The sequence below is a fragment of the Streptomyces sp. NPDC058662 genome, assembly GCF_042716255.1.
GTDB lineage: Bacteria > Actinomycetota > Actinomycetes > Streptomycetales > Streptomycetaceae > Streptomyces.
In genome coordinates this window covers 1-25,690 of sequence record NZ_JBHXRU010000025.1, presented here as the reverse complement: position 1 = coordinate 25,690, position 25,690 = coordinate 1, and the positions used below count along the sequence as shown (strand labels likewise).

General features: G+C 74.2%; 21 protein-coding genes and 1 tRNA gene. 13 read left to right on the top strand and 9 right to left on the bottom strand.

Annotated elements, in window-relative coordinates:
• Positions 1-45 precede the first annotated feature (45 nt).
• The 7 genes from ACFWUQ_RS12160 (at position 46) to ACFWUQ_RS12130 (ending at position 6,457) form a co-directional block, all read left to right on the top strand.
• Positions 46-1,197, top strand: a complete 1,152-nt coding sequence (locus tag ACFWUQ_RS12160) for an SCO3242 family prenyltransferase (protein WP_384536448.1) — start codon at positions 46-48, stop codon at positions 1,195-1,197.
• On the top strand, positions 1,194-2,087 hold the full coding sequence (locus ACFWUQ_RS12155; RefSeq protein ID WP_384536445.1) for a sugar phosphate isomerase/epimerase family protein: 894 nt from the start codon (positions 1,194-1,196) through the stop codon (positions 2,085-2,087). The genes ACFWUQ_RS12160 and ACFWUQ_RS12155 overlap by 4 nt, the downstream gene beginning before the upstream one ends.
• A complete protein-coding gene (locus tag ACFWUQ_RS12150; RefSeq protein WP_384536442.1) occupies positions 2,084-2,737 on the top strand; it encodes an EboA domain-containing protein in 654 nt (217 codons plus the stop codon). Before ACFWUQ_RS12155 ends, ACFWUQ_RS12150 begins: the two co-directional genes overlap by 4 nt.
• The gene (locus ACFWUQ_RS12145; RefSeq protein ID WP_384536439.1) at positions 2,737-3,585 is read left to right on the top strand and encodes a TatD family hydrolase; all 849 of its coding nucleotides are present in this window, start codon (positions 2,737-2,739) and stop codon (positions 3,583-3,585) included. Before ACFWUQ_RS12150 ends, ACFWUQ_RS12145 begins: the two co-directional genes overlap by 1 nt.
• An 11-nt stretch (positions 3,586-3,596) precedes the next feature.
• Entirely contained in the window at positions 3,597-4,769 is a 1,173-nt protein-coding gene (gene eboE / locus ACFWUQ_RS12140) for a metabolite traffic protein EboE (protein ID WP_384536436.1), read from the top strand.
• A complete protein-coding gene (locus ACFWUQ_RS12135) occupies positions 4,766-6,265 on the top strand; it encodes an alkaline phosphatase family protein (protein WP_384536434.1) in 1,500 nt (499 codons plus the stop codon). Before eboE ends, ACFWUQ_RS12135 begins: the two co-directional genes overlap by 4 nt.
• 116 nt (positions 6,266-6,381) lie before the next feature.
• A tRNA-Gly gene (locus tag ACFWUQ_RS12130) sits at positions 6,382-6,457 on the top strand.
• A gap of 995 nt (positions 6,458-7,452) precedes the next feature.
• Here the strand turns inward: ACFWUQ_RS12130 and ACFWUQ_RS12125 are convergent.
• Positions 7,453-7,956: a GNAT family N-acetyltransferase gene (locus ACFWUQ_RS12125; RefSeq protein ID WP_384536431.1), complete on the bottom strand. Its 504-nt coding sequence runs from the start codon at positions 7,954-7,956 to the stop codon at positions 7,453-7,455.
• Positions 7,957-8,449: 493 nt separating this feature from the next.
• On the opposite strand from ACFWUQ_RS12125, the gene rph reads away from it, so the two are divergent.
• Together rph and ACFWUQ_RS12115 are read left to right on the top strand one after the other, a co-directional pair.
• Complete coding sequence (rph, locus tag ACFWUQ_RS12120) at positions 8,450-11,074, top strand: rifamycin-inactivating phosphotransferase (RefSeq protein ID WP_384536428.1); 2,625 nt, start codon at positions 8,450-8,452, stop codon at positions 11,072-11,074.
• 182 nt (positions 11,075-11,256) lie between these two features.
• On the top strand, positions 11,257-11,799 hold the full coding sequence (locus ACFWUQ_RS12115) for a DapH/DapD/GlmU-related protein (RefSeq protein ID WP_384536557.1): 543 nt from the start codon (positions 11,257-11,259) through the stop codon (positions 11,797-11,799).
• A gap of 87 nt (positions 11,800-11,886) precedes the next feature.
• Here the strand turns inward: ACFWUQ_RS12115 and ACFWUQ_RS12110 are convergent, their stop codons facing one another.
• The 3 genes from ACFWUQ_RS12110 to ACFWUQ_RS12100 form a co-directional block, all read right to left on the bottom strand.
• Positions 11,887-12,324: a hypothetical protein gene (locus tag ACFWUQ_RS12110; RefSeq protein ID WP_384536425.1), complete on the bottom strand. Its 438-nt coding sequence runs from the start codon at positions 12,322-12,324 to the stop codon at positions 11,887-11,889.
• Positions 12,325-12,429: 105 nt separating this feature from the next.
• A complete protein-coding gene (locus ACFWUQ_RS12105) occupies positions 12,430-13,116 on the bottom strand; it encodes a HemK2/MTQ2 family protein methyltransferase (protein ID WP_384536423.1) in 687 nt (228 codons plus the stop codon).
• Between the two features lie 328 nt (positions 13,117-13,444).
• Complete coding sequence (locus ACFWUQ_RS12100) at positions 13,445-14,629, bottom strand: alpha/beta fold hydrolase (RefSeq protein WP_384536420.1); 1,185 nt, start codon at positions 14,627-14,629, stop codon at positions 13,445-13,447.
• A 253-nt stretch (positions 14,630-14,882) separates the two neighbouring features.
• Between ACFWUQ_RS12100 and ACFWUQ_RS12095 the strand changes: the two genes are divergently transcribed.
• The 4 genes from ACFWUQ_RS12095 to ACFWUQ_RS12080 all read left to right on the top strand — a co-directional run bounded on the left by ACFWUQ_RS12095 (position 14,883) and on the right by ACFWUQ_RS12080 (position 20,585).
• Entirely contained in the window at positions 14,883-17,018 is a 2,136-nt protein-coding gene (locus ACFWUQ_RS12095; protein ID WP_384536417.1) for a SpoIIE family protein phosphatase, read from the top strand.
• Between the two features lie 85 nt (positions 17,019-17,103).
• A complete protein-coding gene (locus ACFWUQ_RS12090) occupies positions 17,104-18,315 on the top strand; it encodes a lycopene cyclase family protein (protein WP_384536414.1) in 1,212 nt (403 codons plus the stop codon).
• 9 nt (positions 18,316-18,324) lie between these two features.
• Positions 18,325-19,035, top strand: a complete 711-nt coding sequence (locus tag ACFWUQ_RS12085) for a class I SAM-dependent methyltransferase (RefSeq protein WP_384536411.1) — start codon at positions 18,325-18,327, stop codon at positions 19,033-19,035.
• Positions 19,032-20,585, top strand: a complete 1,554-nt coding sequence (locus ACFWUQ_RS12080; RefSeq protein ID WP_384536408.1) for an FAD-dependent oxidoreductase — start codon at positions 19,032-19,034, stop codon at positions 20,583-20,585. Before ACFWUQ_RS12085 ends, ACFWUQ_RS12080 begins: the two co-directional genes overlap by 4 nt.
• A gap of 96 nt (positions 20,586-20,681) precedes the next feature.
• Here the strand turns inward: ACFWUQ_RS12080 and ACFWUQ_RS12075 are convergent, their stop codons facing one another.
• The 5 genes from ACFWUQ_RS12075 to ACFWUQ_RS12055 all read right to left on the bottom strand — a co-directional run.
• On the bottom strand, positions 20,682-21,680 hold the full coding sequence (locus ACFWUQ_RS12075; RefSeq protein WP_384536405.1) for a DUF5914 domain-containing protein: 999 nt from the start codon (positions 21,678-21,680) through the stop codon (positions 20,682-20,684).
• Positions 21,677-22,648 (bottom strand): phytoene/squalene synthase family protein, encoded by a 972-nt coding sequence (locus ACFWUQ_RS12070; RefSeq protein WP_384536402.1) that lies wholly within the window; start codon positions 22,646-22,648, stop codon positions 21,677-21,679. The genes ACFWUQ_RS12075 and ACFWUQ_RS12070 overlap by 4 nt, the downstream gene beginning before the upstream one ends.
• Positions 22,645-24,180, bottom strand: coding sequence for a phytoene desaturase (locus ACFWUQ_RS12065; protein ID WP_384536399.1), 1,536 nt, complete (start codon positions 24,178-24,180; stop codon positions 22,645-22,647). Before ACFWUQ_RS12065 ends, ACFWUQ_RS12070 begins: the two co-directional genes overlap by 4 nt.
• Positions 24,177-25,388, bottom strand: a complete 1,212-nt coding sequence (locus tag ACFWUQ_RS12060; RefSeq protein ID WP_384536396.1) for a polyprenyl synthetase family protein — start codon at positions 25,386-25,388, stop codon at positions 24,177-24,179. The genes ACFWUQ_RS12065 and ACFWUQ_RS12060 overlap by 4 nt, the downstream gene beginning before the upstream one ends.
• A gap of 105 nt (positions 25,389-25,493) precedes the next feature.
• Positions 25,494-25,690 (bottom strand): hypothetical protein (locus ACFWUQ_RS12055; protein ID WP_384536569.1); only part of this gene is annotated, 197 nt, incomplete at its 5' end.

Sequence of the window (25,690 nt, the reverse complement as noted above, 5' to 3'; positions counted from 1 at the left end):
GGCAGGGTGACAGGCAGGGGGATCCACCTCCCGCTCCCTCGGGTGATGCCCGGCCGTCGGGGGAGCTCGCCGGCGGTGACGGACCCCGCCGCCACGGCGCGAGGTGCGAGGGGCGGCCCCGCCGCCGCCCCGCACGAGGCCGCTCCCACCGGCCCTGCTCCCACCGGGCCCGGCGCGTCCGCCCGAGAGACGTTCAGGGCGTGGAGCGAGCTGCTGCGCGTCTCCGCGCTGTTCAGCGTCCCCGGCGACGCCCTCGCCGGAGCCGCGGCCGCGGGGGTACGGCCCGGCAGGGGTACCGCCTGGGCGGTCGGCTCCTCCCTGTGCCTCTACGAGGCGGGCATGGCGCTCAACGACTGGGCGGACCGGCACGAGGACGCCGTCGAGCGCCCTCACCGTCCCCTCCCCTCCGGCCGCGTCAGCCCCGGGGCGGCCCTCGGCGCGGCCGGTGCCCTCACCGTCACCGGGCTCTCCCTCGCGGCCCGGGCCGGCCGCCCCGCCCTGACGGTCGCCGCGGCCCTGGCCGCGACGGTCTGGGCCTACGACCTCCGCCTCAAACACACCGCGGCCGGCCCGCTCGCCATGGCCGCCGCCCGCGGCCTGGACCTCGTTCTCGGCGCCGTGGCCACCGTGTCCACGACCCGGGGAGCCCCACCACGGCCGGGCGCGCCACCACCGCGGGGAGCACCACCACCGCCGGGCGCGGCCGCGAGCCTCCGTACGGCGACCGCACTGCGTGCCGCCGCGCCCGCGGCGGCGGCGCTCGCGGCGCACACGTACGCCGTCACCGCGGTATCCCGGCACGAGACCCAGGGGGGCTCCACGAGCGCCCCGCTGGGCGCCCTCGCCGTGACGGCGGTGCTCGGCGTCATGGCCGCCGCGCCCCGACCGGCTGCCCACCGGCTCGACACCCGGGCGGGGCCGCCGTCCGCATCGCGCCGGGTCTCCGGCTCCACAACGGAACGGGTCACCCTCCTCCTCGCCACCACCTACCTCCGCACCGCCGCCGGTCCCCTCCTGCACGCCGCTCTCAACCCGTCCCCGCTCCTCACGCAGCGGGCCGTCGGCGGCGGCATCAGAGCGATGATCCCCCTGCAGGCCGCGCTGGCCGCCCGCTCCGGCGCGCCCGTCGGCGGCCTGGCCCTCCTGGGCCTCGCCCCCGCGGCCCGCCGACTCGCGCGAAGGGTGAGCCCCACATGAGCGACGCCCGCACGACCGCCACCGGTACCCCGACGCCCCTCCGCTACGGGTACGGAACCAACGGACTGACCGACCTCCGGCTCGACGACGCCCTCGCGCTCCTCGCCGACCTCGGCTACGACGGCGTCGGCCTCACCCTCGACCACATGCACCTCGACCCCCTCGCCCCCGACCTGGCCGCCCGCACCTCACGCGTGGCACACCGGCTCGGCGAACTCGGCCTCACCGCCACCGTCGAGACCGGTGCCCGCTACGTCCTGGACCCCCGCCGCAAACACGGCCCCTCCCTCCTGGACCCCGATCCGGACAGCCGCGCCGCCCGCGGCCGACTGCTCGTCACCGCCGTGCACACCGCCCGGGACCTCGGCGCGCACGCCGTGCACTGCTTCAGCGGTACCGTCCCTCCCGGCACCGATCCGGACACCGCCTGGAAACGCCTCGCAGAGGCCCTCTCACCCGTCATCGAGGCCGCCGAGGCCGCCGGTGTCCCCCTCGCGATCGAACCCGAACCCGGGCATCTCCTCGCCACCCTCGAAGACTTCCACCGGCTGCGCACCACCATGGGAGACCCCGCCTCCCTCGGCCTCACCCTCGACATCGGCCACTGCCAGTGCCTTGAGCCGGCGCCACCGGACGTGTGCGTCCGGGCCGCCGCGCCCTGGCTGCGCCACGTCCAGATCGAGGACATGCGCCGCGGCGTCCACGAGCACCTCCCGTTCGGCGACGGTGAGATCGACTTCCCGCCCGTCCTCGACGCCCTCGCCTCCATCGGCTACCAGGGACTCACCGTCGTCGAACTGCCGCGGCACTCCCACGCGGGGCCCGAACTCGCCCGCTCCTCCCTCTCGTTCCTCCGCGCCTCGGCCCCGAAGGGAGCCCCGACCGAATGACCCCCGCCCCCGCATCAGGCGCCCTCCCCGACCCGAGGACCGTCCTCGACGCACAGCTCGCCGAGACCGCCCGCGGATGGCTGGCCGACGCGCTGGCCGAAGCGTCCCGGGCCGCCGACACACCCCCGGACGGCCCCTCCTCTCCTGCCGCCGCCTGGGAGCTGCGCTTCGCCGCCGCCGGCCGGCACTGCGGCCACGAGCACGCCGGCATTGTCCGCTCCCTCCTCCTCATCGAGGCCCGCCCCGCCCCGGACGCCCTCGCGCGCCTCTACCACCAGGGCAGCGCCGCCGAACGACGGGCCGTGCTCGCCGCTCTGCCCCACCTCGTCACCGGCCCGGACGCCCTGCCCCTCGTCCACGACGCCCTGCGTACCAACGACACCCGGCTGGTCGCCGCGGCCGTCGGCCCCTACGCGGCCGCCCATCTCGACCAGCACTCCTGGCGGCACGCCGTCCTCAAATGCCTGTTCACCCAGGTCTCCCTCGACGCGGTCGCAGGGCTGCGGCGGCGCGCCCGCGGCGACACCGCACTCGCCCGCATGCTCGTCGACCACGCCGCGGAACGCGCGGCCGCCGGCCGCGACATCCCCCACGATCTGGACCGTGTCCTCACCCTGGTCCGGGCGCACCCGCAGCCCCAGGAGTCCTGATGCGCATCTTCGACCCCCACATCCATATGACCTCCCGCACCACCGACGACTACGAGGCCATGTACGCCGCCGGCGTCCGCGCCCTCGTCGAACCGTCCTTCTGGCTCGGCCAGCCGCGCACCTCCCCGGCCAGCTTCTTCGACTACTTCGACGGCCTCCTCGGCTGGGAGCCCTACCGGGCCGCGCAGTACGGCATCGCCCACCACTGCGCCATCGCCCTCAACCCCAAGGAGGCGAACGACCCGCGCTGCGCCCCGGTGCTGGACGCCCTGCCCCGCTACCTCGTCAAAGACTCCGTCGTCGCCGTCGGCGAGATCGGCTACGACTCCATGACCCCCGCCGAGGACACCGCCCTGGCCGCCCAGCTCCAGCTCGCCGCCGACCACACCCTGCCCGCGCTCGTCCACACCCCCCACCGGGACAAACTCACCGGCCTGCGCCGCACGATCGACGTCGTCCGGGAGTCCGCGGTCGACCCCGGGCACGTCCTCCTCGACCACCTCAACGAGACGACGGTCAGGGAGGCCAAGGACAGCGGCTGCTGGCTCGGATTCTCCGTCTACCCGGACACCAAGATGGACGAGGACCGCATGGTCGCCCTCCTGAAGACGTACGGGCCGGAGCAGATCCTCGTCAACTCGGCCGCGGACTGGGGGCGGAGCGACCCCCTGAAGACCCGCCGGGTCGGTGAGGCGATGCTCGCCGCCGGGTTCGACGAGAACGACGTCGACCGGGTCCTGTGGCGCAACCCCGTCTCCTTCTACGGGCTCAGCGGCCGCCTGCATCTCGACGTCGCAGCGGCCGGGAGCCCGCACGAGGGCAACTCCGTTCTCCGCGGCGGGGAATGAGGGGGCCACCGATGCGCTTCCGCCACCCCGACGGGTCCGTCGTCCACCTCTCCTACTGCACCAACGTGCATCCCGCCGAGACGCTCGACGGAGTCCTGGCCCAACTGCGCGACCACTGCGAGCCCGTCCGCCGGCGGCTGGGGCGGGACCGGCTCGGCATCGGCCTGTGGCTCGCCAGGACCGCCTCCCGCGCCCTGGTCGACGATCCCGGGGCGCTGCGCGGCCTACGGGCCGAGCTGGACCGCCGCGGACTGGAGGTCGTCACCCTCAACGGCTTCCCCTACGCCGGCTTCGGCCGGAACGAGGTCAAGTACCGGGTGTACAGGCCGGACTGGGCCGAACCCGAGCGCCTCGCGTACACCACCGATCTCGCCCGCCTCCTCACCGCTCTCCTGCCCGACGACGTCACCGAGGGAACGATCTCCACCCTGCCGCTCGCCTGGCGCGGAGGATTCGACGCGACCCGGGCCGCGGCGGCGCGGGACGCCCTCACCACGCTCGCCGCACGCCTGGACGCTCTGGAGGAGCTGACGGGCAAATCGATCCGGGCCGCCCTCGAACCCGAGCCCGGCTGCGTCATCGAGACCACGGCCGACGCGATCGCGCCCCTCACCGCCGTCGGCGCCCCGCACCGCATCGGCGTCTGCGTCGACACCTGCCACCTCGCCACCTCCTTCGAGGACCCGGACACCGCACTGGCCGCCCTGGACGCGGCGGGCGTCACCATCCCCAAAGCCCAGCTCTCCGCCGCCCTGCACGCCGAGCACCCGCACCTCCCCGAGGTACGCGACGCGCTGGCCGCCTTCGCCGAACCCCGCTTCCTCCACCAGACCCGCACCCTCACCCCCGACGGACTGCGCGGCACCGACGACCTCGACGAGGCCGTCTCAGGACCGGCCCTGCCCGATGCGAGCCCCTGGCGCTCCCACTTCCACGTCCCCCTGCACGCCCGGCCCGCACCCCCGCTGACCTCCACCCTCCCGGTACTCAAGGACACCCTGGCACTCCTCGTGGGCGGCCCCGTCCCCCGTACCCGCCACCTGGAGGTCGAGACGTACACCTGGCAGGCCCTCCCACCCGGGATGCGGCCCGTCACCCGCGCCCAGCTCGCCCACGGCATCGCCGCGGAACTCGCTCTGGCCCGCGACCTCCTGACCGACCTCGGGCTCAAGGAACTGCCATGACCGACACGACCGGCACCCCCGACACGACCGGCACCCCCGACACGACCGGCGTCCCCGACACGACCGGCGTCCCCGACACGACCGGCTCCCCCGCCGTGCCCGGCATCCAGCGTCCCACTCCGCTTCTCGTCCTGGACGTCGTCGGCCTCACCCCCCGGCTCCTCACCCACATGCCGAACCTGCGGGCGCTCGCCGCCACCGGCTCCCGGGCACCGCTGACCACGGTCCTGCCCGCCGTCACCTGCACCGCCCAGTCCACCTTTCTCACCGGCACGCTTCCGTCGGAGCACGGCGTTGTCGCCAACGGCTGGTACTTCCGGGAACTCGGCGAGGTACTGCTGTGGCGCCAGCACAACGGCCTCGTCGCCGGGGACAAGCTCTGGGACACCGCCCGCCGCGCCTGGCCCGGGTACACCGTCGCCAACATCTGCTGGTGGTACGCGATGGGCGCCGACACCGACATCACCGTCACGCCGCGCCCCGTCTACTACGCCGACGGCCGCAAGGAGCCCGACTGCTACACCCGGCCCCCCGCCCTGCACCGCGAACTCACCGAGGAGTTCGGCACCTTCCCCCTCTTCCACTTCTGGGGCCCGGGCGCGGACATCGTCTCCAGCCGCTGGATCGCCGAGGCCACCCGGCACATCATGCGCACCCGGCGTCCGGATCTCACCCTCTGCTACCTGCCGCACCTCGACTACGACCTCCAGCGCTACGGCCCCGACGACCCGCGCTCCCACCGGGCCGCCGCCGAGCTCGACACCGTCATCGGCCCCCTCCTCGACGACGCACGGCGCGAGGGACGCACGGTCGTGGCCCTGTCCGAGTACGGCATCACCAGGGTGAGCCGCCCCGTCGACATCAACCGCGCCCTACGCCGGGCCGGGCTCCTGGAAGTCCACACCCAGGACGGCATGGAGTACCTCGACCCGGCCGCCTCCCGCGCCTTCGCCGTGGCCGACCACCAGATCGCCCACGTCTACGTGCCCAGACAGGAGAACGTGGAGGCCACCCGCGAGGCCCTCGCTGGGCTGCCCGGTATCGAGCAACTGCTCGACGAGGACGGCAAGAAGGCCTACGGGCTCGACCACCCCCGCTCGGGCGAACTCGTCGCCGTCGCCGACCCGGACGCCTGGTTCACGTACTACTACTGGCTCGACGACGCCCGCGCCCCCGACTTCGCCCAGCTCGTCGAGATCCACCGCAAACCCGGCTACGATCCCGCCGAACTGTTCATGGACCCCGAGGACCCCCTGGTGCGACTCCGGGCCGCCGGCGCCCTGGCACGCAAGAAACTCGGCATGCGCTACCGCCTCGCCGTCGTACCCCTGGACCCCTCACCCGTCCGCGGCAGCCACGGGCGCCTCCCCGCGAACGACGAGGAAGGCCCGCTCGTCCTGTGCTCCACCCCCCACGCCGTGAACGACCGCCTGGCAGCCACCGAAGTGAAGTCCCTGCTGCTGCGCCTGGCCGGACTCGAACCGGACCCGGCGTGAGCGTCGGTCGTGCCCCTCGCCGACGCGGGCCTCCGCGAGAAGGCCACGGAATCCACCTCACTGCCCGAGCGGATCTTGCGCAGCGGCGTGGCTTACTCTGGTGTCACCGCGGCGGGGGGCCAGGTAGCGCAGAGGTCGACGCGCCCTCTTGCCAGGAGGGGATGACGCCGGTTCGAATCCGGCCCTGACCCCCCGCCGTGCGTATGCGCGATCGCCGGATCCGCAGAACGCGCCTTTCGAGTCATCGAGGTCGGCTTCGAACGGATCACTCGATCCACGTCCTCCAACGCGCCGGCTCCTCGCACAGGCCCGACTCGACGGCCTGCTTGTACGCCTCCTGCCAACTGGTCCCCCCTCCATGCAGCAGAACGCACCCCTGCGGGACCGGCTGCAGTCCGTACCAGCAGGCAGACACGACACATATCATCACGAACGCGGCGAGAGGATGCCTCCACGTCGGAGGCCCGGTAAGAGGCTGGATCATCCCAAGACCCTAAGTGACGCCGCCCGTAAGCGCGTGGGCCCGAATCCTGCAGGGCCAGGGTGAACATCCCGTCGACCGCGTAGCGGCGGAACCGTGTGCAGACCGTCTGCCAAGGTCCGCACCGTTCTGGCGCAGAATTCACTTGCCGTCCGGCGCCCAGAAACGGCGCGGCCGACACGCCCGCACATGGCTACTCTGGCGCTCCTGGGAGCCGGAGGAGGCCCAGGGTGAAGCGCAAGACACCCCAGGAGAAGAAGCGGCTGAGCTACGTCAAAGACCATCGGAACAACTACGGCGAGAACGACAAGTGCCAACCGGCGTCACGTACAGACCACACTGACGGCACTCCTGGGCTCACCCGACGATTTCCACTCCCGTGCTGTCGAGGAGCGCATGAACGGCCGTCGCCCGAAGCGCCGGAGCTGCGTCACGAGGCGCTGACGGGGTTCCAGCTTCGGTCGATATGTCCACAGCTGGATTATGAAGCAGCCCCCGCGATCCTCAATCGCACACGCTATCGACATCAAAACTTGTCGATGTTGATCACTGCACACTGGCCCAACAGGGCCTTCTGAACAGCCTGTTGGCGTAAACGTCCATCGAGCTACCAAGAGGCCCTGCCTCCACGCACGGAGACCACCGCAGTCACCGGCTCGACCCCGTTCGGCCGACAGACTTGCAGATCGGTACGGGTAACCCCCACTTACGCGTCGGGATGCCGCGGCAGGGCGAGCCAGTCCGACCAGGAGATCTCGCGGCCGAGGAAGCGCGGCTGCTCGAACGGCCAGTCGGCGGCGATCCACTGCGGCACCAGCGCGTCGAGGGCCTGCTCGACCTTGCCGCCCACCAGCTCGTCCACCACCCACCAGGAGATCTCGCCGTCCGCGCCGGCCCTCTCCGGCGGGTCGATGTAGACGCAGCCCAGCAGTTCGGTCTCCGCCGCGTCGAACAGCGCGTAGTTGAAGGACTGGTGCGCGGCGATCTCCTTCTCGTGCCGCAACAGGTCGGCCTGGTCGGCCTCGTAGGTCATGGTGGCCGCGGGCCAGCCCCAGGCCGGGCCGAAGATGGTCCACAGCCGCTCGCGCGAACCCATCACAGCCGGGTAGTCGAGCGGGGTGTCCGCCTCCCGGATCGGCCGTAGGTGATGACCGCCGCCCGGCAGCGGTATCAGGACGGGGTGGACGAAGTCATCGGGAAGCCAGCTCATGGCGCCCGACCGTAGCAGCGCGCGGCCGTCCGCTCCCCTGGATTTTCCCCGTGTGCCGCCAGGCTCTGCTCTCGTGCCGGGCAAAGCTCGCGCGATCACCCGGTCGATCGGCAGACTCCATGACCGGTACGGCAACGGCTTCTGGCCGCCTCGGGCCGCCGCCGGCAGCCTCGTCGGACGCAGAAACAAGCAAAGGCAAGGAGAGACGTCTCCTTGCCACTCTCAAGGTATAGCGCACCGGGGGGCTTGCGGCAAGGCCCCCGTCACGGCGCAGAATCGTCGGCCGAGGCCACAACCTGCGGAAATGAGGGCACGACGTGCGTGTGTTGCTGTCGACGGACGAGGGACGCCGAGAGGTGGGACCGCGGGTGGGACCGCGGGTAGGACCCAGCGTGCGGATGCGCCGGACCGGGGCGCCGAGGATGCGGCCGGCCGGTGCGGGGCGACGGGAGACGGCGGCCCGACGGACCACGGTTGCCCCGGAGGTGTCGCGATGAGCGAGCGGTACGTGCTGGATCTGCGAGAGGTCGACGAGACGCAGGTGGCGGTCGTCGGCGGCAAGGGTGCTCACCTGGGCGGGTTGTCGCGGATCGAGGGGATCCGTGTCCCGGAGGGGTTCTGCGTGACGACCGCTGCCTACCGCCGGATCGTGGCGGGAGCGCCCTCCCTGGACGAACAGCTCGATCAGCTGTCACGCCTGGACCCGGACGACCGGGAGGCGGTCCGTACGCTCAGCGCGCGGATCCGCCGGACCGTCGAGGGGATCCCCGTCCCGGCGGATCTCGCGGAGTCGGTCACCCGCGCGCTCGCCCGGCTCGGCACCCGCACGGCCTGCGCTGTCCGGTCCAGCGCGACGGCGGAGGACCTGCCGACGGCCTCCTTCGCCGGCCAGCAGGACACGTACCTCAACGTCGTGGGTCCGGCGGCCGTCGTCCAGCACATCAGCCGGTGCTGGGCCTCTCTGTTCACGGAACGGGCCGTGACCTACCGCCGGCGCAACGGCATCGACCACCGGACGGTCGACATGGCCGTGGTCGTGCAGCGGATGGTCTTCCCGCACGCGGCGGGCATCCTGTTCACGGCCGACCCCGTCACGGGCAACCGGAAGACAGCCGCTGTCGACGCCGGCTTCGGCCTCGGCGAGGCCCTGGTCTCCGGGCTGGTCGATCCGGACGTCTTCACGGTGCGGGACGGCGAAGTCGTCGCCAAGTCGATCGCCGTCAAGAAGCGGGCCGTCCACGCCCTGCCGGACGGCGGCACGGAGGAGGTGGCGGTCGACGCGCGGCTCCAGCAGCAGCCGGCGCTGACGGATGCGCAGGCCGTGGCGCTCGTGCGGCTCGGGCGGCGGATCGAAGCGCACTTCGGCCGCCCGCAGGACATCGAATGGTGCCTGGCCGACGACGGCTTCCAGATCGTGCAGAGCCGGCCGATCACAACGCTCTTCCCCGTCCCCGTCCCTGTTTCGGCCGGCGGGGCCGGCGGGGCCGGCGCCGCGGAGAACCGCGTCTATGTCTCCGTCGGCCACGGGCAGATGATGACCGACCCCATGAAGCCCCTGGGACTCTCCATGTGGCAGCTGACGGCCCTGGTGCCGATGGTCGAGGCCGGCGGGAGGCTGTTCGTCGACGTCACCCGCCGCCTGGCCTCGCCCGCGAGCCGGGTTGCACTCCTGGACGCCATGGGGAAGGCCGATCCGCTGATCAGGGACGCGCTGGAGACCGTCCTCGACCGCGACGGCTTCCTCTCCCCGCTCCCGGACGCGGATCCCGCCGCGCCACCGGCGGGCGGTGCCTCCGCGCCCGTGGACCCGGATCCGGCCCTCGTCACCGAGCTGGTCGAGCGCAGCCGGGCATCCGTCGCCGCGCTGGAGCGCGACATCCGGTCGAAGAGCGGACCGGCACTGTTCGACTTCCTGCTGGAAGCCTTCGAGGAGCACAAGCGGGGACTCGGCGACCCGTTGAACTTCCAGGCGATCATGGCGGGGATGGAGGCCACGTGGTGGCTGAACGACAGGCTGCATGAGTGGCTGGGCGAGAAGAACGCGGCCGATACGCTCACGCTGTCCGCCCCCGGCAACATCACGTCGGAGATGGGGCTGGCCCTGCTCGACGTCGCGGACGTCATCCGTCCGCACGCCGAGGTGGTGGCGTTCCTGCAGGGCGTCGGGGACGACGGTTTCCTGGACGGGTTGGCGGAGCTCGCGGGCGGCGCCGAAGCACGCGCCGCCCTGGAGTCGTACCTCGACCGGTACGGGATGCGCTGCGTCGGGGAGATCGACATCACGAGGCCGCGTTGGCGCGAGCGCCCCGCGACGCTCGTGCCCGTGATCCTCGACAACGTCAGGAACTTCGGGCCGGGCGCCGCCGGGCGGCGCTTCGAGGAGGGACGGCAGAAGGCGCGGGCGAAGGAACATGACGTGTTGTCACGGCTGCGGGAACTGCCGGACGGTGACCTCAAGGCGGCCGAGACGAAGCGGATGATCGACCGGGTCAGGACCTTCATCGGGTACCGCGAGTACCCGAAGTACGGCATCGTCAGCCGGTACTTCGTCTACAAGCAGGCCCTGCTGGCGGAGGCCGGCCGCCTGGTGCTGGCGGGCGTGGTCGCCGAGGAGGAGGACGTCTTCTACCTCACGTTCCAGGAACTCCACGAGGCCGTGCGCTCCCAGCGGGTGGATGCCCGGCTCGTCGAGCGGCGCAAGGAGGAGTTCCGGTCGTACCACGCCCTCTCGGCGCCCCGGGTGCTCACCTCGGACGGCGAGGCCGTCACCGGGGCGTACCGGCGGGACGACGTGCCGGCCGGGTCCCTGGTCGGCGTACCGGTCTCCGCGGGGACTGTCGAGGGGAGGGCCCGCGTCGTCCTCGACATGGCGGACGCCGACCTCGAAGCGGGCGACATCCTCGTCACGGCGTTCACGGATCCCAGCTGGTCGCCGCTGTTCGTCGGGATCGCGGGCCTGGTGACGGAGGTGGGCGGCCTGATGACGCACGGCGCGGTGATCGCCCGGGAGTACGGCCTGCCGGCCGTCGTGGGCGTGGAGCAGGCCACCCGGATGATCCGGGACGGGCAGCGGATCCGTGTGCACGGAACCGACGGATACGTCGAGATCCTGCCGTGATCCCGTCGGCCGGCGGGGTGGGGACCGGCCGGCTGGCGTCGGGGGTGTGTCCGTACGTGGTGACCGTGCCAGAATGCGCGACCAGCGAGTGGGGATCGTGCCGGGTAATCGAGCCGGCCGGCATGCACACCCCGGTGGCGACGCGCATCCGGCCGTGTCGGCGATCGAGAGAGGACCACGGCATGTCCAGCGACCGTCTCATGCGCATTCACAGCGCCGAGTTCCGGGCCATGTCGGAGAGGGTCCTGCGGGTCACCGAGCTCACCTCCCGCCTGAACGTCCTGCCTTTCGACGACGAAGCGGGCAAGGCCGAACTGTTCGCGGCGATCCTCGGCAGGCCGCTGCCGCCGAGAGTCACGATCTATCCGCCCTTCTACACGGACCACGGCCTGAACCTCGACCTCGCCGAGCGCGTCTTCATCAACCAGAACTGCACGTTCCTGGACTATGCCGGCATCCGAATCGGCGAGCGCGTGATGATCGGACCGAAGGTCACGTTCATCACCAGCGGCCACCCGGTTGATCCCGAGGAGCGGCGGCTGTACCTCACCGGCGCGCCCATCGACGTGGCGGAGAATGTGTGGATCGGTGCCGGTGCCACGATCCTGCCCGGCGTCAGCATCGGCCGTGACGCCGTGGTCGCCGCCGGCGCGGTCGTGGCCGACGACGTTCCGCCGGCCAGCCTGGTGACCGGCGGTAAGGCAACCGTGCACCGAAGCTGGTGACGGCTTCTCCTGGGTCACGCCGAGTCCGACTGAGAGACCATCCGCTCGCTCAGCGACTCCCGGAGAGCCGTGTCGCGGCGCCCGGGACTACGGGCCGGCCGTGTGGTCGGGGTGGCCGGTGGTGCGGCGGGCTTCTTTCATTTCCGCTTCGTAGAGGTGGTCCTTGCCGTCGGCCAGGTCGTGCAGTGCCTGCCGCTCGATGTCCCGGAACGGCTCGTAGTAGGTGCGGTTGTACGCCTCCACGATCTGGAAGGTCCAGTGGCCGGGGATGACGTTGCGCCCCAGGACCTCGCGCTCGATGCGGTCCGCCCAGTCCCCGTGGCCGGCATCCCGCAGCAGCTTGACCGCACGGTCCAGCTCCAGGTCGGCCGTCCCCGTCAGCTGATGGAATCCGTAGAGGTGGCCGCGGGCCCGTTCGACCGTCTCCAGGGCCTTGGACAGCGAGCCCAGGCCCTCCACCGTCGTGTCGCCGACCCCTGCGGGCCGGCGGTGGGCGGGGTCGGGGCCTTCGTCGCGGGGCGTCATGACGCGGTGCCCGCCGGGTTCGGGCGGGGGGTGGTGCGAGGGGGCATCACGGGTTCCTGTCCTCGGCCGGCCGGCCGGGTCGCTCGGTTGTTGCGTGGGGCGGCGTCAGAGGTTCTGGGCACGGATGACCACCAGTTCCTCCCACTGCTCGGCTTCGCCGGCGAGGCCCTGCTGCTCCAGCCACGCCCGTCGCGACCGCAGGACGGGTCCCCAGGGGACGGAGGCCTTCGCGGTGACCTCGGCCGACAGGCCGGCCTCGGTCAGCCGGTCCACGGTCGTCTGGGGTCCGCACATGCCCGAGTGCACCATCAGCAGAGCACCGCCGGGGCGCAGGAGCGCCGGAGCGGTGGCGCATATCCGGTCGATGACCGTGCGGCCGTCGTGCCCCGCGTCCCAGGCCCGCTCGGGGCCGCGTGAGGGCAGCCGGGCCCCGGGAGCGGGCACGTACGGCGGGTTCGACACCACCAGGTCGAACCGGCGGTCGGCGGTCCGTACCGCGAAGTCGCCGTGCAGGACGCGCAGCGGGACGCGGTGGAGCAGGGCGTTCATCCGCGCCGTGACCACCGCGGACCACGACACGTCGACCGCGGTGACGGCGGCGCCCCTGCGCGCGGCGTGCAGGGCCAGGGCGCCGGTACCGGTGCCGATCTCCAGGACGTCCGTACGGGGCCCCAGCTCCTCGTGGGCGAGTGCCGCGGCGAGGAGGCGGGTGTCCGCCTGCGGGCGGTAGACGTTCGGGAGGGCGAGCAAGCGGCCGGGCAGCCTTCCCGAGGTCAGGGCCGTACTGGACATCGCGTACCTCCGGGATCGAACGCGGCACGCGCCGTGCACACCGCTTCCACTGACGACAGGCTGCGACTGCCCCGAGTCGGGCCCCGCATGCGGCCGTCGGCGATCTTCGGAGCGACCAACGTAACGCCGCTCGGGGAGGCCCGCTCCCCCGCACCGCGCCGGGCGGCGGCGGACCGCGCGGGGGTGTTCGGTGCGGCGATCCGGGCGCCGCCCGGGCCGTGCGCGAGGGGAGGAGCGGCCCGCCGGGTCGGCGACGGTGGCGCGATCCCGTTAGGCCATTCGGATGAACGGAGGTACGGGCGGAGGCGGCCCGGCCCCGGTCCGCGGGTCAGTCGGTCGGTTCCTGCGGCGTCTCGTTCCCCGGCCCGGCGGCGGGCCGCTCCCCCTTCTCGCCGGCGTCGTTCCCTCCGGCCGCCTCGTCCGGGGCCGCCTCGTCCGGGGCGCCCTCGGCGGGGGCCTGCTCGCCCTTGCCGTCCTCGGGGTCGTCCCCGGCGGCCCGGTCCTTCGCGGCGACCGGAAGGTCCGGGGCGGTCGGGCCGAGCGGCGGCAGGTCGGGGGTGACGGCGTCGCGCTTCTCCGGAACGCGGTCCGGGAGTTCGGGCTCGGGCGGGGCGCTGTTCATGGCACTCTCCTTGCGCGCGGGGTGGGACGGTGCGGTTCTCCGCCCTTCGCCTTCCGCTTGCCCCGCCCCCGGCGCCCCACTCGCGCGCGGGAGGCCGGGGCCTCCCGCCCCGGGCGGGACCCTGGCGTCGCCCCGGGTCCGGGCGGGGAGGGCGGTGAGGAAGTCCGCGATGCGCGAGCCCCAGGTCCGTACGTCGGCGCGGGTCCGGGAGACGTGGAGCTCGGCGTCCGGCAGGCAGTCGGCGAGGGCGGCAGCCGTCGAGACGGGGTGGCCGGGGTCGTCCGCCCAGGTCAGGATCAGGACCGGGCAGCGCAACGCGACGAGCACGGCGGGCGGGGGAAGGTCCGAGCGGGCCAGCCCGCGCAGCACGGACGGCAGGAGCGGCTCCGGCGGCGCGGGCGGGAGGTCGGGGACGTCGGCGACCACGGCGGGGCGCGGCCGTTCTCCCCGGGCACTGAGCCAGGCCGCCGCCCCGTGCCGTTCGACGGTGTCGGCCGCGGCCCGATTGGCGCGGGCGTACGGCTCCCGGGTCGACCAGGCGGTCGGCGGGAGGAGCAGCACCAGCCGGGAGAAGCGGTCCGGTGCCAGGACGGCGGCGTGCAGGCAGGTTCCGCAGCCCATCGAGGCGCCGATGGCGTCCACGGCCTCCGCGGTGCCCAGGTGGTCGAGGAGGCCCAGCAGGTCGTCGGCGAGCGAGGGGTAGGTGTAGTCCTCGTCCACGGGGCGGCCCGTGGAGCGGCCGTGTCCGCGGGCGTCGTAGCGGACCAGGCGCCGGCCCGCCCGGAGGACGGGCGTCCAGTCGAACAGGTCCATCCGCTGCTCAAGCGCCTGGCTGGCGAGTCCGCCGTGCGCGTACACGGCCAGCGGCCCGATCCCGGCGTCGTCATACACCAGTTCGGCTCCACGGTGGCGGAAGCGGCCCTCGACGGCCGCCCGCCTCGCCGGTGTCCCCATACCCTGGCGCCTTTCCGCCTGCACGGTCTTTCATGCCCCGTACGGTCCTGCATGCCCCGGGCGGCGATCCGACGGCCACCACCGCCGCCACCGCCACCACCGGCCCTGGGGCTGATCGGGGTACTGCGCGGCTGTGCGCGGGACCGGTGGTGGGCCGCGTGGGGCAGGGTGGGGAGCGGAGGTGGTCGCTGTGGGGCTCGAAGACCCGTCCCGGCGGGCGCGGCAGCCCGTCCCCGACAACGAGAACGACAACGAGAACGGGCACGAGAACGGGAACGTGGACACGGCGGTTCTCCACGCCCTGTTCACCCAGTCTCCGGTGGGCCTGCACGTGCTCGATCCGGAGCTGCGGCTGGTGCGGATCAACACCGCGACGCAGCCCCTGCACCACGTTCCCGCGGAGCGGCTCCTGGGGCGCCGTTTCACCGAGGTGTTCGCCGGTCTCCGCTCGCCCGGCGAGGCGGAGGGGTTGATCCGCGGGGTACTGGCGAGCGGTGTGCCGGTGCGCGGGCGCCTGGTGCGTTCGCGGCTCGACGAGGGGCGGGAGAGGACGCACGCGGTCTCGGTGTTCCGCTTGAGCGACCCACGGGGAGCGGTCCTGGGGGTGGCGGTCGCGGCCGTCGACGTCACGGAGGCGGAGGAGGCGCGCGCCCGGCTGCGTGTCCTGGACGCGGTGCGCGAGCGGGTGGGGCAGACCCTCGATGTGATCGCCACGTGCCAGGAGCTGGTGGACACCGTGGTGCCGGCTTTCGCCGATGTCGCCGTGGTCGAGGTGGTCGAGGCGGTGGTGCGCGGTGAGGAGCCCCCCACGGGGCCGGCGACCCCGGACGTGCCGTTGCGGCGCGCCTCGTTCCGGTCGCGCGGCGGGCCGGATGAGGCGCAGGCCCATCCGGTGGGCGATGTGCGCAGCCTCCAGTCCCCCACCCCCTTCACCCAGGCCCTGGCCGACCTGCGGCCGCGGCTGGTCGCGCTCAGCGGCGACACCCCCTGGCTGGAGGCCGACCCGGACCGGGCGGCCGCGATCCGTGCCGCGGGCGCCCACTCCCTGCTCGTGGCTCCCCTGGCGCTGCGCGGGAGTGCCTTGGGCCTGGTGAGCCTCTACCGCACCGGGCGTTCCCGTCCCTACGCCGAGGACGATCTCGGCCTGGTCCGGGACCTGAGCGCCCATACGGCGCTGTGTGTCGACAACGCCCGCCGCTTCACGAGTGAGCACACCGTCGCCGCGACGGTCCAGCGCCACCTGCTGCCCCGCCACCCCTCGCGGCAGAGCACCGTGGAGACGGCGCACCTGCACGTCCCGGGCGCCGACGGGGGCGGGGGCGGAGGCTGGTTCGACGCGATCGCACTGTCCGGCGCACGTACGGCCCTGGTCGTCGGCAACGTGGCCGGGCAGGGCATCCACACGGCGACCGCGATGGGCCAGCTGCGCACCGTCGTGCGCTCCCTGGCGGCCCTGGACCTGGAGTCGGACGAGCTGCTGGCGCGCGTCAACGACACGACGGTCTCCCTCGCGGCCGAGCGCGCGGCGCTCCCCGCCGGTGACCCGATGTACCAGCGGCCGCTGTCCGCGAGCTGCCTCTACGCGGTCTACGACCCGTTCAACCGCGTCTGCACCTTCGCCTCCGCCGGCCACAGCGCGCCGCCGGTGGTCGTCGCTCCCCACGGCGCCCCGACCTGCGCGGACATCAGCGTCGGGCCGCCCCTGGGCAGCGCCGAGGGCTGGCCCTTCGCCACCACGACCGTGGAGCTCGCCGAGGGCAGCACCCTCGCCCTCCCGACCTCCCGGTTCCTGAGCGCCTCCGCGCAGAGCGCCCCGGGCCCGCTCCACGATGTCCTCGCCCGTTCCGACCGGTCCCTGCAGGACCTGTGCGACGACGCCCTGTACACGCTCGACCCCCGCGGCGACGGCGACGCGGTCCTCCTGCTCGCGCGCGCCCACGCCTTCCCCGCCTCCGCCGCGGCCACCTGGCTCCTCGGCGACCGGCTCACCGAGGCCGCCACCGCCCGCGCGCTCGCGTCCCGGACGCTGGAGGAGTGGGAGGTGGACGGCGACACCGCGGCCGCCACCGAACTGATCGTCAGCGAGCTGGTCACCAACGCGCTCCGCTACGGCACCCCGCCGCTGCGGCTGCGCCTCATCAAGGACCGCACGCTCACGTGCGAAGTCCACGACACGAGCGCCACCAGCCCGCACCTGCGGCACGCCCGCACCGTCGACGAGGGCGGCCGCGGCCTGTTCATCGTCGCCCAGCTGGCGCAGAGATGGGGCACACGCTACGACGCCGCGGGGAAGACGGTCTGGACCGAGCAGACCCTCACGCCGTGACCGGACGGAAGCCGGCCGTCGCCTGCATCCGCCGGCGGGCCCGGCGCGGAAGAGGGACCGTTGGCGCGCGGGGCGGGAGGCCGGGGTGAGCTGGGACGCTGATGTGACCGTGGTGGGCGCGGGGGCGGCCGGGCTGTCCCTGGCGGTCGAGCTCGCCGCGCCGCGGGCCGGAGGCGGGCCGGCGCCGCGCGTGCTCGTGGTCGAGGCGCCGCCGGGGCCGTTGCGGTCCCCCTCGCGGACCTGGTGCTACTGGGAGGCCGGCGCGGGGCCGTACGACGGCCTGCTGGCGGCGAGTTGGGACCGGCTGCGCGTCCACGGCCCGGACGGCGCCGTGATCGAGCGGCCGTTGGGGCCGCTGAGGTACAAGATGCTGCGTTCCGACCGGTTCGAGGCGGCCATGGCGGAGCGGCTCGCCGGGTACGGGGTGGAGGTGCGGCGGACGGCGGTGGAGTCGGTCCACGACGCCGGCGGCGCGGCGCTGGTCCGCGGCCGCGACGCGTCGGGGGCTCCCTCGGTGCTCCGGTCGGGGCTCGTCTTCGACTCGCGGCCACCGCGGCTGCTGCCCGCCGCCCGGACCACGCTGCTCCAGCACTTCACGGGATGGTTCGTGCGTACGCCCGCGCCTGCCTTCGATCCGGGCGCGGCGACCCTGATGGACTTCCGGGTGCCCCAGCCGTCCCGCGGCCTCGCCTTCGGGTACGTCCTGCCGCTCAGCCGGTACGAGGCGCTGGTCGAGTACACGGAGTTCTCACCCGCCGTCCTGGACGACGCGGCCTACGAGCGCGCGCTGCGCGACTACTGCGCGACGGCCCTCGGCCTCGGCGACTACACCGTGGGAGAGCGCGAGCAGGGGGTGATCCCGATGAGCGACGGCCGTTTCCCGCGCCGCGCCGGGCGACGGGTCTTCCTCATCGGAACCGCCGGCGGGGCGACCCGGCCGTCGACGGGATACACCTTCGCGGCGATCCAGCGCCAGAGCCGCCAGCTGGCCGGGGCGGTGCGCGCGGGACGCTCCCCCGCCCGGGTGCCGGCCGTGCACGGGCGGCGGGCCCGGGCGATGGACGCGGTGCTGCTGCGGGCGCTGGACACCGGCCGGGTCGCCGGCGGGCCGTTCTTCGCCCACCTCTTCTCCTCCGTGCCGGCCGAGCGGGTCCTGCGGTTCCTGGACGGGGCGACCTCGCCCTTCGAGGACCTGGGGATCGGTCTGCGCACCCCTGTCGTCCCCATGCTGCGGTCGCTGCTCGAACTGCCGCTGCTTCCCCGAACCGTCCCGGCCGCGGTGCCGGGACGCCGTTGAAAGGCTGACATGTCACTGCTGCGCGACGAGGCCCTGTCGGTTGCCTTCGACCGTGCCGCGGCACGCTACGACCTGCTGGTCGCGGCGAGTCCCGGCTACCACGGGCATCTGCGCCGCTCCGCGCGCAGGCTCGGCCTGCCGGACGAGGGCCGCGGCGCCCGGGTCCTGGACCTGGGCTGCGGGACCGGCGCGTCGACGGCCGCGCTGCTGTCGGCCGCGCGCCGGGCCGACATCACCGGGGTGGACGCCTCGGCGGGCATGCTGGAGCGGGCCGCCGCCAAGACATGGCCGACGGGGGTCCGCTTCGTCGAGGCGTCGGCCGACCGGCTGGGCGAGGCCGGCGTCGACGGGCCGTTCGACGCCGTCTTCGCCGCCTACCTCCTGCGCAACGTGCCCGACCCGGACCGCACCCTGGCCGCCGTGCGTGCCCGGATGGCGCCGGGCGGGCGGATCGCCGTGCACGAGTACGCGCTCAGCGGGAAGCCGGTGCACCGGGCGCTGTGGACGGCCGTGTGCCGGGCGGTGATCATGCCGCTCGGCCGGGCGGGCGGGGACGCGGGACTGTACGAGCACCTGTGGCGCAGTGTGCTCGGCTTCGACACCGCGCCGGCGTTCGCCGCCCGGATGCGCGCCGCCGGTTTCACGGACGTGCGGGCACTGCCGCTGCCGGGGTGGCAGACCGGGATCACCCACACCTTCGTCGGACGGGTCGCCGCGTGAACGGGGCCTACCCGGGCCGCGACCGGCGGGCCCGGCGCGTCGGCGCCCGACCCGGCCGCTCCGAGATCGAGGGCGTCGGCCCGCGGGTGGCCGTGGTGGGCGGGGGCATCGCCGGGCTGGCGGCGGCGACGGTGCTCGCCGAGCGCGGCGTACGGGTCGTCCTGTACGAGCGGGACGCGCAGCTGGGCGGCCGGCTGGCGGGGTGGGGGACGCGCCTGGCCGACGGCTCGGAGGTGACGATGAGCCGGGGCTTCCACGCCTTCTTCCGGCAGTACTACAACCTGCGCGCCCTGCTGCGCCGCACCGACCCGGGCCTGCACGGCCTGACGGGACTGCCGGACTACCCGCTGCGCCACCGCGACGGCGGGCAGGACAGCTTCGCGCGCGTGCCGCGCACGCCGCCGCTCAGCGCCCTCGGTTTCGTCGCGCGGAGCCCGTCCTTCGGCTGGCGGGATCTGGGGCGGATGAACGCGCGGGCCGCCCTGCCCCTTCTGGACGTGGGCGTCCCGGAGGTGTACGAGTCCCTGGACGGGGTCAGTGCCACGGATTTCCTGGCCTCGATCCGCTTCCCCGAGGCGGCGCACCACCTGGCCTTCGAGGTGTTCTCGCGGAGCTTCTTCGCCGATCCGGCGACCTTCTCCGCCGCGGAACTGGTGCTGATGTTCCACATCTACTTCCTCGGCTCCAGCGAGGGACTGCTCTTCGATGTGCCGCGCGAGCCCTTCCCGCAGGCCTTGTGGGACCCGCTGGCCCGGCACCTGGACGGCCTCGGCGTGGAGATCCGTACGGGCGCGGCGGTCCGCGGGGTGGCTCCCGTCGGCGAGGACCGGGTGGAGGTCGTCGCGGAAGCCTCGGCCGAACGGTACGACGGGGTGGTGCTGGCCCTGGACACCGGCGGGCTGCGGGAGGTGGTCGGCGCGTCCCCGCAGCTGGTGGACCCGGCGTGGCGGGCCCGGGTCGACGGGCTGCGGACGGCGCCGCCGTTCCTGGTGTCGCGCCTGTGGCTGTCGCGTCCCGTGGCGGCCGGCCGCCAGGGCTTCCTCGGCACGAGCGGCTTCGGCGGCCTCGACAACGTGAGCGTCCTGGACCGGTGGGAGGGCGAGGCGCACCGCTGGGCGTTGCGGACGGGCGGCTCGGTGGTGGAACTGCACGCGTACGCCGTCGACGCGGCGGAGCGGCGCCCCGAGGTGGAGGCGCGGCTGGTGCGGCAACTGCGCGAGGTGTACCCGGAGACGGCGGGCGCCGAGATCGTCGACGCGCGGCACGAGTGGCGCGCGGACTGCCCGCTGTTCACCGTCGGCGGCTACCGGGACCGGCCCGCCGTACGCACGGGGGACGCGTGTGTCGTGGTCGCCGGCGACCTGGTGCGTACGGGGCTGCCCGTGGCGCTGATGGAACGGGCGGCCACCAGCGGGTTCATGGCGGCGAACGCCCTGCTGGAGCGGTGGGGCGTGCGGGGCGAGACGCTGTGGACGGTGCCGTCGCGGGGCCGTTCGGCGGCGGGCCGGGTGCTGGCGGGCCTCGGGCGGGAGCCGGCCCGCGAGCGGTGACGGCTCGGGCGGGAACCCACGAGCGGTGACGGCTCCTTGGCCGGCGGCCCGCGAGCGGTGACGGCTCGGGCGGCGGGCGGGCCGCGCGCCGCCGCCTCAGCCGGGGAAGCGGCCCGTGCTGCGCAGGTCCCAGCGGCGCTCCGCGTAGGCGAGGTCGTCCTGCCACAGGCGGCCCGCCGCGCGGCGCACGAGGGGGCGCAGCAGGGGGGCCGCGGTACGGGCGAGGGTGAAGCCGGGCCGCTCGGAGGCGGCGATGACCGCCTCGGTGACGAGGGTGCGGGGGCGGCCGTCGCGTGCGGTTCCCAGCGGCGTGGCGTGGGTTTCGACGACGGATCCCTCGCCCTCGCCCTCGGTGATGCGCATGACGACGGTACGGGGGCCCGGGGCGGTGAATTCGGCGGTCACGGGCACGACCACGCGCCGGGTCAGCTTGAAGGAGACGCGCACGGTGAGGACGTCGCTCCCGGCGCCGTCGTCGAGGACGGTGAGGTCGACGAAGGAGTACGGGTGGAACCACGCCCCGTGCCAGGGGTCGAGGCGGTTGGCGACGACGTCCTCGGGCTCGCAGACGCCGGTGCCGGTGTAGACGGCGGTCAGGGAGCGGGCGGCGGCGGGGCGGAGCGGTACGGCGGGGGTGTCGAGGGGTTCCTCGCCCCCGTGCTCGTCCAGGCGCACCCAGGCGAGGACGCCGTCGTCGTGAGCGGGGTAGGGGTTCCAGCCGGCGAAGGCGGCGCCGTCGAGGGCGAGTCCGTGCCAGGGGCAGACCAGGGTGCCGCAGCGGGTCGGCGCCTGTGCCAGCGGCGCGCCCAGGTGCGGGCAGGCGCCCGGGCCGGCGACGAGGGCGCCACCGGCGCCGCGCCAGGCCACGATCTCCGTCCCCTCGACGGTGCGCCCGTAGGCGGCGTCCGGGCGGACGGCGGCGCTCGGGCCCAGGACGTACCAGTTGCCGGCGGGCCGGGCTCCGGCCCGCTTGAGGGCGGCGTCGATGAGCCGGGGTGAGGCGTCCCGCCAGGTCGGTTCCTGCCGGTGCCAGGCCACCGGACCGCGGCGCAGGCGGATCGGGAGGCGACGGCGGCGTGGGGCTCGCGGGCTCATCGGGAAGGCTCCTCCATCACGGGTGCGGGGGCGGCGGGGGTCCTGAGGCGGACCGCCGCGATCCTGGCCAGTCCGGCGGCGGCCACGGCGGCCCGCCGGGCGAGCGGGACCGAGGAGCGGCGGTGGACGCTCGCGTACCCGTCGCGGGCGACGGCGTCGAGGATCTCCCCGTAGAGGACGAAAGCGGTGCGGACGCAGGGCCGGGAGGCGGGATCGAGCATGTCCAGACCCGGTTCCGCCTCCGCGTAGAACCGCCGGGTGAGGGCTGCCGCGGCGTGCAGGGCACGGGTGATGCGCGGGTCGCGGCGGCCGGTGCTCCGGCTCCACCGCAGCAGGTCCCGGTCCACGCCGTCCGCGGCGAGGAGGTCGGCGGGCAGGTAGACGCGGTCGCGGTCGAGGTCCTCGCCGACGTCGCGGATGAAGTTGGTGAGCTGGAAGGCCTCGCCGAGCGCGGCCGCGTGCGGGGCCGCCTCCTCCCGGGGGGCGGTGTGGCCCAGCACGGGCAGCATCTGGAGCCCGATGACGGCCGCGGAACCGTGCATGTAGCGGCGCAGGGCCTCCAGCGTGCCGTAGTCGGTGACGGTCAGGTCGCTGCGCATGGAGGCGAGGAAGTCGTCGAAGTGGCCGTAGGGGATGCGGTAGCGGTGCGCGATGTGGGCCACGGCGGTGACGACGGGGTGGCGGCCGGGGCCGCCCTCCATCGCCGCGCGCAGGTCGTCCGAGAGGGCCTGCAGCCGCTGGGCGCGGTCGGCGGGGGTGGTGGGCGCGGACAGGTCGTCGACGATGTCGTCGGCGAAGCGGGCGAAGCCGTAGAGGGCGTGCACGGCGGGGCGGCGGGACGCGGGCAGCAGCCGGGTGGCGAGGAAGTACGTCTTGCCGTGCCGGGCGTTGAGCCGGCGGCAGCGGTCGAAGGCCGCGCGCAGGTCGGGGTCGGTGATGGCGGCGGCGTCGAGTTCGCGTCGCGTCATGCCCGGTCGCCTTCCGTCGCCGTGGCGGGGCGGGCCGCGGACCGGCGGGCGCCGGGCAGGCCGGTGACGCGGGCCGCGGCGAGGCGGCCGGAGATGAGCACGGTGGGGACGCCGACGCCGGGAGTGGTGCCGCAACCGGCGAGTACGGCGTTGGCGGTGCCGCGCACGAGGTTGCGGGGGCGGAAGGGGCCGGTCTGGGGGAAGGTGTGGGCGACGGAGAACGGGGTGCCGGCCGCGTGCCCCTGGGCCGTCCAGTCGGCGGGGGTGATGAGGACCTCGGTGTCGATGGCGTCCTCGAAGCCGGTCAGGCCGCGGCGTTCCAGCTCGCGCAGCAGGCTGTCCCGGTAGCGGGGGCCCAGTTCCTTCCAGGTGGCGGCCGAGGGGCCCACGGCGGTGTTGGGGCACGGGGCGAGCACGTAGTGGGTGTGCTTGCCGGGCGGGGCCAGGCCGGGGTCGGTGGCGGTGGGCCGGGTGACGAGGAGCGACGGATCGCTCATCAGGCGGCCGGTGCGGGTGAGTTCACGGAAGGTCTGCTTCCAGGCGGCGCCGAAGGAGATCGTGTGGTGGGCCAGTTCGGGCCACGTGCGGTCGGTGCCGGCGTGCAGGACGACGGCCGACGGGGAGTGGCGCAGCGCGAGCGGGCGGCGCGGGCGGGCGCCGAGCAGCCCGTACGCGACGGGCAGGTCCGGGGTCAGCACGACCGCGTCGCAGGGGATGCGCTGCCGGTCGGTGACGACGGCGGTGATCCGGTCACCGCTGCGCTCCAGGCGGGTGACGGTCTCGCCGTGCAGGAGGGTGGCGCCCGCGGCGGCGGCGGCCTCGGACAGGGCGGTGGGTACCGCGTGCATACCGCCCTCGGGGAAGTACACGCCGGCGACGGTGTCCATGTAGGCGATCACGGCGTAGGCGGCGAGCGCGCGGGCCGGCGGGACGCCCGCGTAGAGGGCCTGGAAGGAGAAGACGCGCTGCAGCCGCTCGTCCGTGATGAACCGGGCGATCTTCGGCTGGAGGCGGCCGAACCCGCCCAGCACGGCGAGCCGGGCCAGGTCGGGGTGCAGGAGCGAGAGGGGCGAGTCGAAGTTGGACTCGATGAAGCGGCCCGTCTGCGCGTGGTAGAGCTCGTGCAGCCAGCGGCGCAGACGCCGGTACCCGGCCGCGTCCCGGGCGCCTGCGAAACGTTCGATCTCCGTCTCCATGGCTTCGGCGCCGGTGTGGATGTCGAGGCTGCTGCCGTCCGCGAACCGGGCGTGGTAGGCGGGGTGGAGGGGGTGCAGGGTCAGGCGGTCGGACATCTTCTCGCCCACCGCCGCGAAGGCCTCCTCCAGCAGGTGCGGCATGGTGAGCACGGTGGGGCCGGTGTCGAAGCGGTAACCGCCGCGCTCGATGAGGCCGGCCCGGCCGCCGGGGACGGGGTCGCGTTCGACGAGGGTGACGCGGCGGTTCGCGCCGAGGAGGTGGAGGGCGGCGGAGAGGCCGGCGAGGCCCGCGCCGACGACGACCACATGGTCGGTGCGCCCGGTGATCGTCCTCATCGGGAGTCTCCCTGGGGGTCGGCCGGTGCTGCGGCGGTGGCGTGGCGCGGGGGTGAGGCGACCCGTCTGAGGAGTTTGGCGAGGTGGTGGGCGGCGGGGCCCTGTATGCGCGCCGCGGCCAAGTGGCGCTCGGAGGCGCGTACCAGGCGCTCGATGCGCCGTTCGACCTGCGCCGGGGCCCCGGTGGACCGCAGGGCGTCGCGGACGGCGGACAGGGTGGGACCGGAGAGGTCGCCGCTGCCCCGGCAGTCCCGGAGGAGGTCGATGACGGCTGTGGCACCGGTGGCGCGGGCCCGGGAGTGGGTCAGGGCCAGCAGGTACGTCGCCTTGCCGGAGCGGATGTCGTCCCCCGAGGGCTTGCCGGTCACCTGCGGGTCCCCGAATACGCCGAGGAGGTCGTCGCGCAGTTGGAAGGCGATGCCGGCGCAGCGGCCGGCGGCGGTCAGGGCGCGGGTGGTGGCGTCGTCGGCCCCCGCCAGCGCCGCGCCGAGGGCCAGGGGCCGTTCGACCGTGTAGCGGGCCGTCTTGAGGCAGACGGTCCGGATGGCCTGGACAGCCGAACGGGAGGTGGTGGCCTGGCCGTGCAGGTCGAGGTACTGCCCGGCGACCATCTCCGTCCGCATGGCCCGCCAGATCCGCAGGACGTGCGTGCGTACGGGCGGCTCCAGGTCGACGTCCGCGACCAGGTCGTCCGCACAGGACAGCGCGAGGTCTCCGGCGAGGACGGCCGCCGACTGCGCGAACGGTGACGGCCCGGCCCCGTGCGGGGGCTCGGCCGCCGGGTACTGGAGTGCGATCTGGGTGTGGAAGGACGGCCTGCCGCGGCGCACGGTCGACTGGTCCATGACGTCGTCGTGGATGAGGGCGCAGCTCTGGATGAGTTCGAGAGCGGCGGCGACGCGCAGGGCCCCGGGCGCGTGGGAGTCCGTACCGCCGCAGGCCCGCATGGCCCACCACAGGAAGCGGGGCCGGATCCGTGAGCCGCCGCCGAGGACGAAGACGGCGAGGCGCTCGGCGACGTCCCTCGCGAAGACGGCGTCGAGGGAGCGGCTGTACTCGACGAACTCGCCGCAGACGAGATCCAGTTCACGGTTGACGGCGGCGGCCACGTCGGTGTCGACGGCGGCCGCCGCGCTGTGCGGTGTGGTGTACGTGGTCTGCCTCTGGGGGGTCGTGATGAGATGCCGAGCAACCGACTTCGCGTGCATTCAGTCCTCCGTGTCGTGAAGTGGCGCTTGCCACCTGTTCGGCGTTCACCGGGCGGACGGATGCGCTGGGGACGCAAGCCATTCGTCCCCCGCGGGGCGAGCGGCTCAGACACAACGGGACAGCCGATCGCCCCAACGGACGCATCGGGTGACCGGCCCGGGGTCGCGGGGCGGGCGGGCGCGGCGGCGGGCGGCGAGCGCCTGCGGGGAGGCGGACAGCTCGACCTCCAGGCCGGTGGTGGCCAGGACCCGGTGCAGGACGTCCATCAGGGGGTCCGCGAGCGAGCGGCGCAGGTCGCGCA

Coding starts and splice junctions, on each gene's coding strand:
- ACFWUQ_RS12160 (WP_384536448.1), top strand. CDS start 46: ATGCCCGGCCGTCGGGGGAGCTCGCCGGCGGTGACGGACCCCGCCGCC.
- ACFWUQ_RS12155 (WP_384536445.1), top strand. CDS start 1,194: ATGAGCGACGCCCGCACGACCGCCACCGGTACCCCGACGCCCCTCCGC.
- ACFWUQ_RS12150 (WP_384536442.1), top strand. CDS start 2,084: ATGACCCCCGCCCCCGCATCAGGCGCCCTCCCCGACCCGAGGACCGTC.
- ACFWUQ_RS12145 (WP_384536439.1), top strand. CDS start 2,737: ATGCGCATCTTCGACCCCCACATCCATATGACCTCCCGCACCACCGAC.
- eboE (WP_384536436.1), top strand. CDS start 3,597: ATGCGCTTCCGCCACCCCGACGGGTCCGTCGTCCACCTCTCCTACTGC.
- ACFWUQ_RS12135 (WP_384536434.1), top strand. CDS start 4,766: ATGACCGACACGACCGGCACCCCCGACACGACCGGCACCCCCGACACG.
- ACFWUQ_RS12125 (WP_384536431.1), bottom strand. CDS start 7,956: ATGAGCTGGCTTCCCGATGACTTCGTCCACCCCGTCCTGATACCGCTG.
- rph (WP_384536428.1), top strand. CDS start 8,450: ATGAGCGAGCGGTACGTGCTGGATCTGCGAGAGGTCGACGAGACGCAG.
- ACFWUQ_RS12115 (WP_384536557.1), top strand. CDS start 11,257: ATGTCCAGCGACCGTCTCATGCGCATTCACAGCGCCGAGTTCCGGGCC.
- ACFWUQ_RS12110 (WP_384536425.1), bottom strand. CDS start 12,324: ATGACGCCCCGCGACGAAGGCCCCGACCCCGCCCACCGCCGGCCCGCA.
- ACFWUQ_RS12105 (WP_384536423.1), bottom strand. CDS start 13,116: ATGTCCAGTACGGCCCTGACCTCGGGAAGGCTGCCCGGCCGCTTGCTC.
- ACFWUQ_RS12085 (WP_384536411.1), top strand. CDS start 18,325: ATGTCACTGCTGCGCGACGAGGCCCTGTCGGTTGCCTTCGACCGTGCC.
- ACFWUQ_RS12075 (WP_384536405.1), bottom strand. CDS start 21,680: ATGAGCCCGCGAGCCCCACGCCGCCGTCGCCTCCCGATCCGCCTGCGC.
- ACFWUQ_RS12070 (WP_384536402.1), bottom strand. CDS start 22,648: ATGACGCGACGCGAACTCGACGCCGCCGCCATCACCGACCCCGACCTG.
- ACFWUQ_RS12065 (WP_384536399.1), bottom strand. CDS start 24,180: ATGAGGACGATCACCGGGCGCACCGACCATGTGGTCGTCGTCGGCGCG.
- ACFWUQ_RS12060 (WP_384536396.1), bottom strand. CDS start 25,388: ATGCACGCGAAGTCGGTTGCTCGGCATCTCATCACGACCCCCCAGAGG.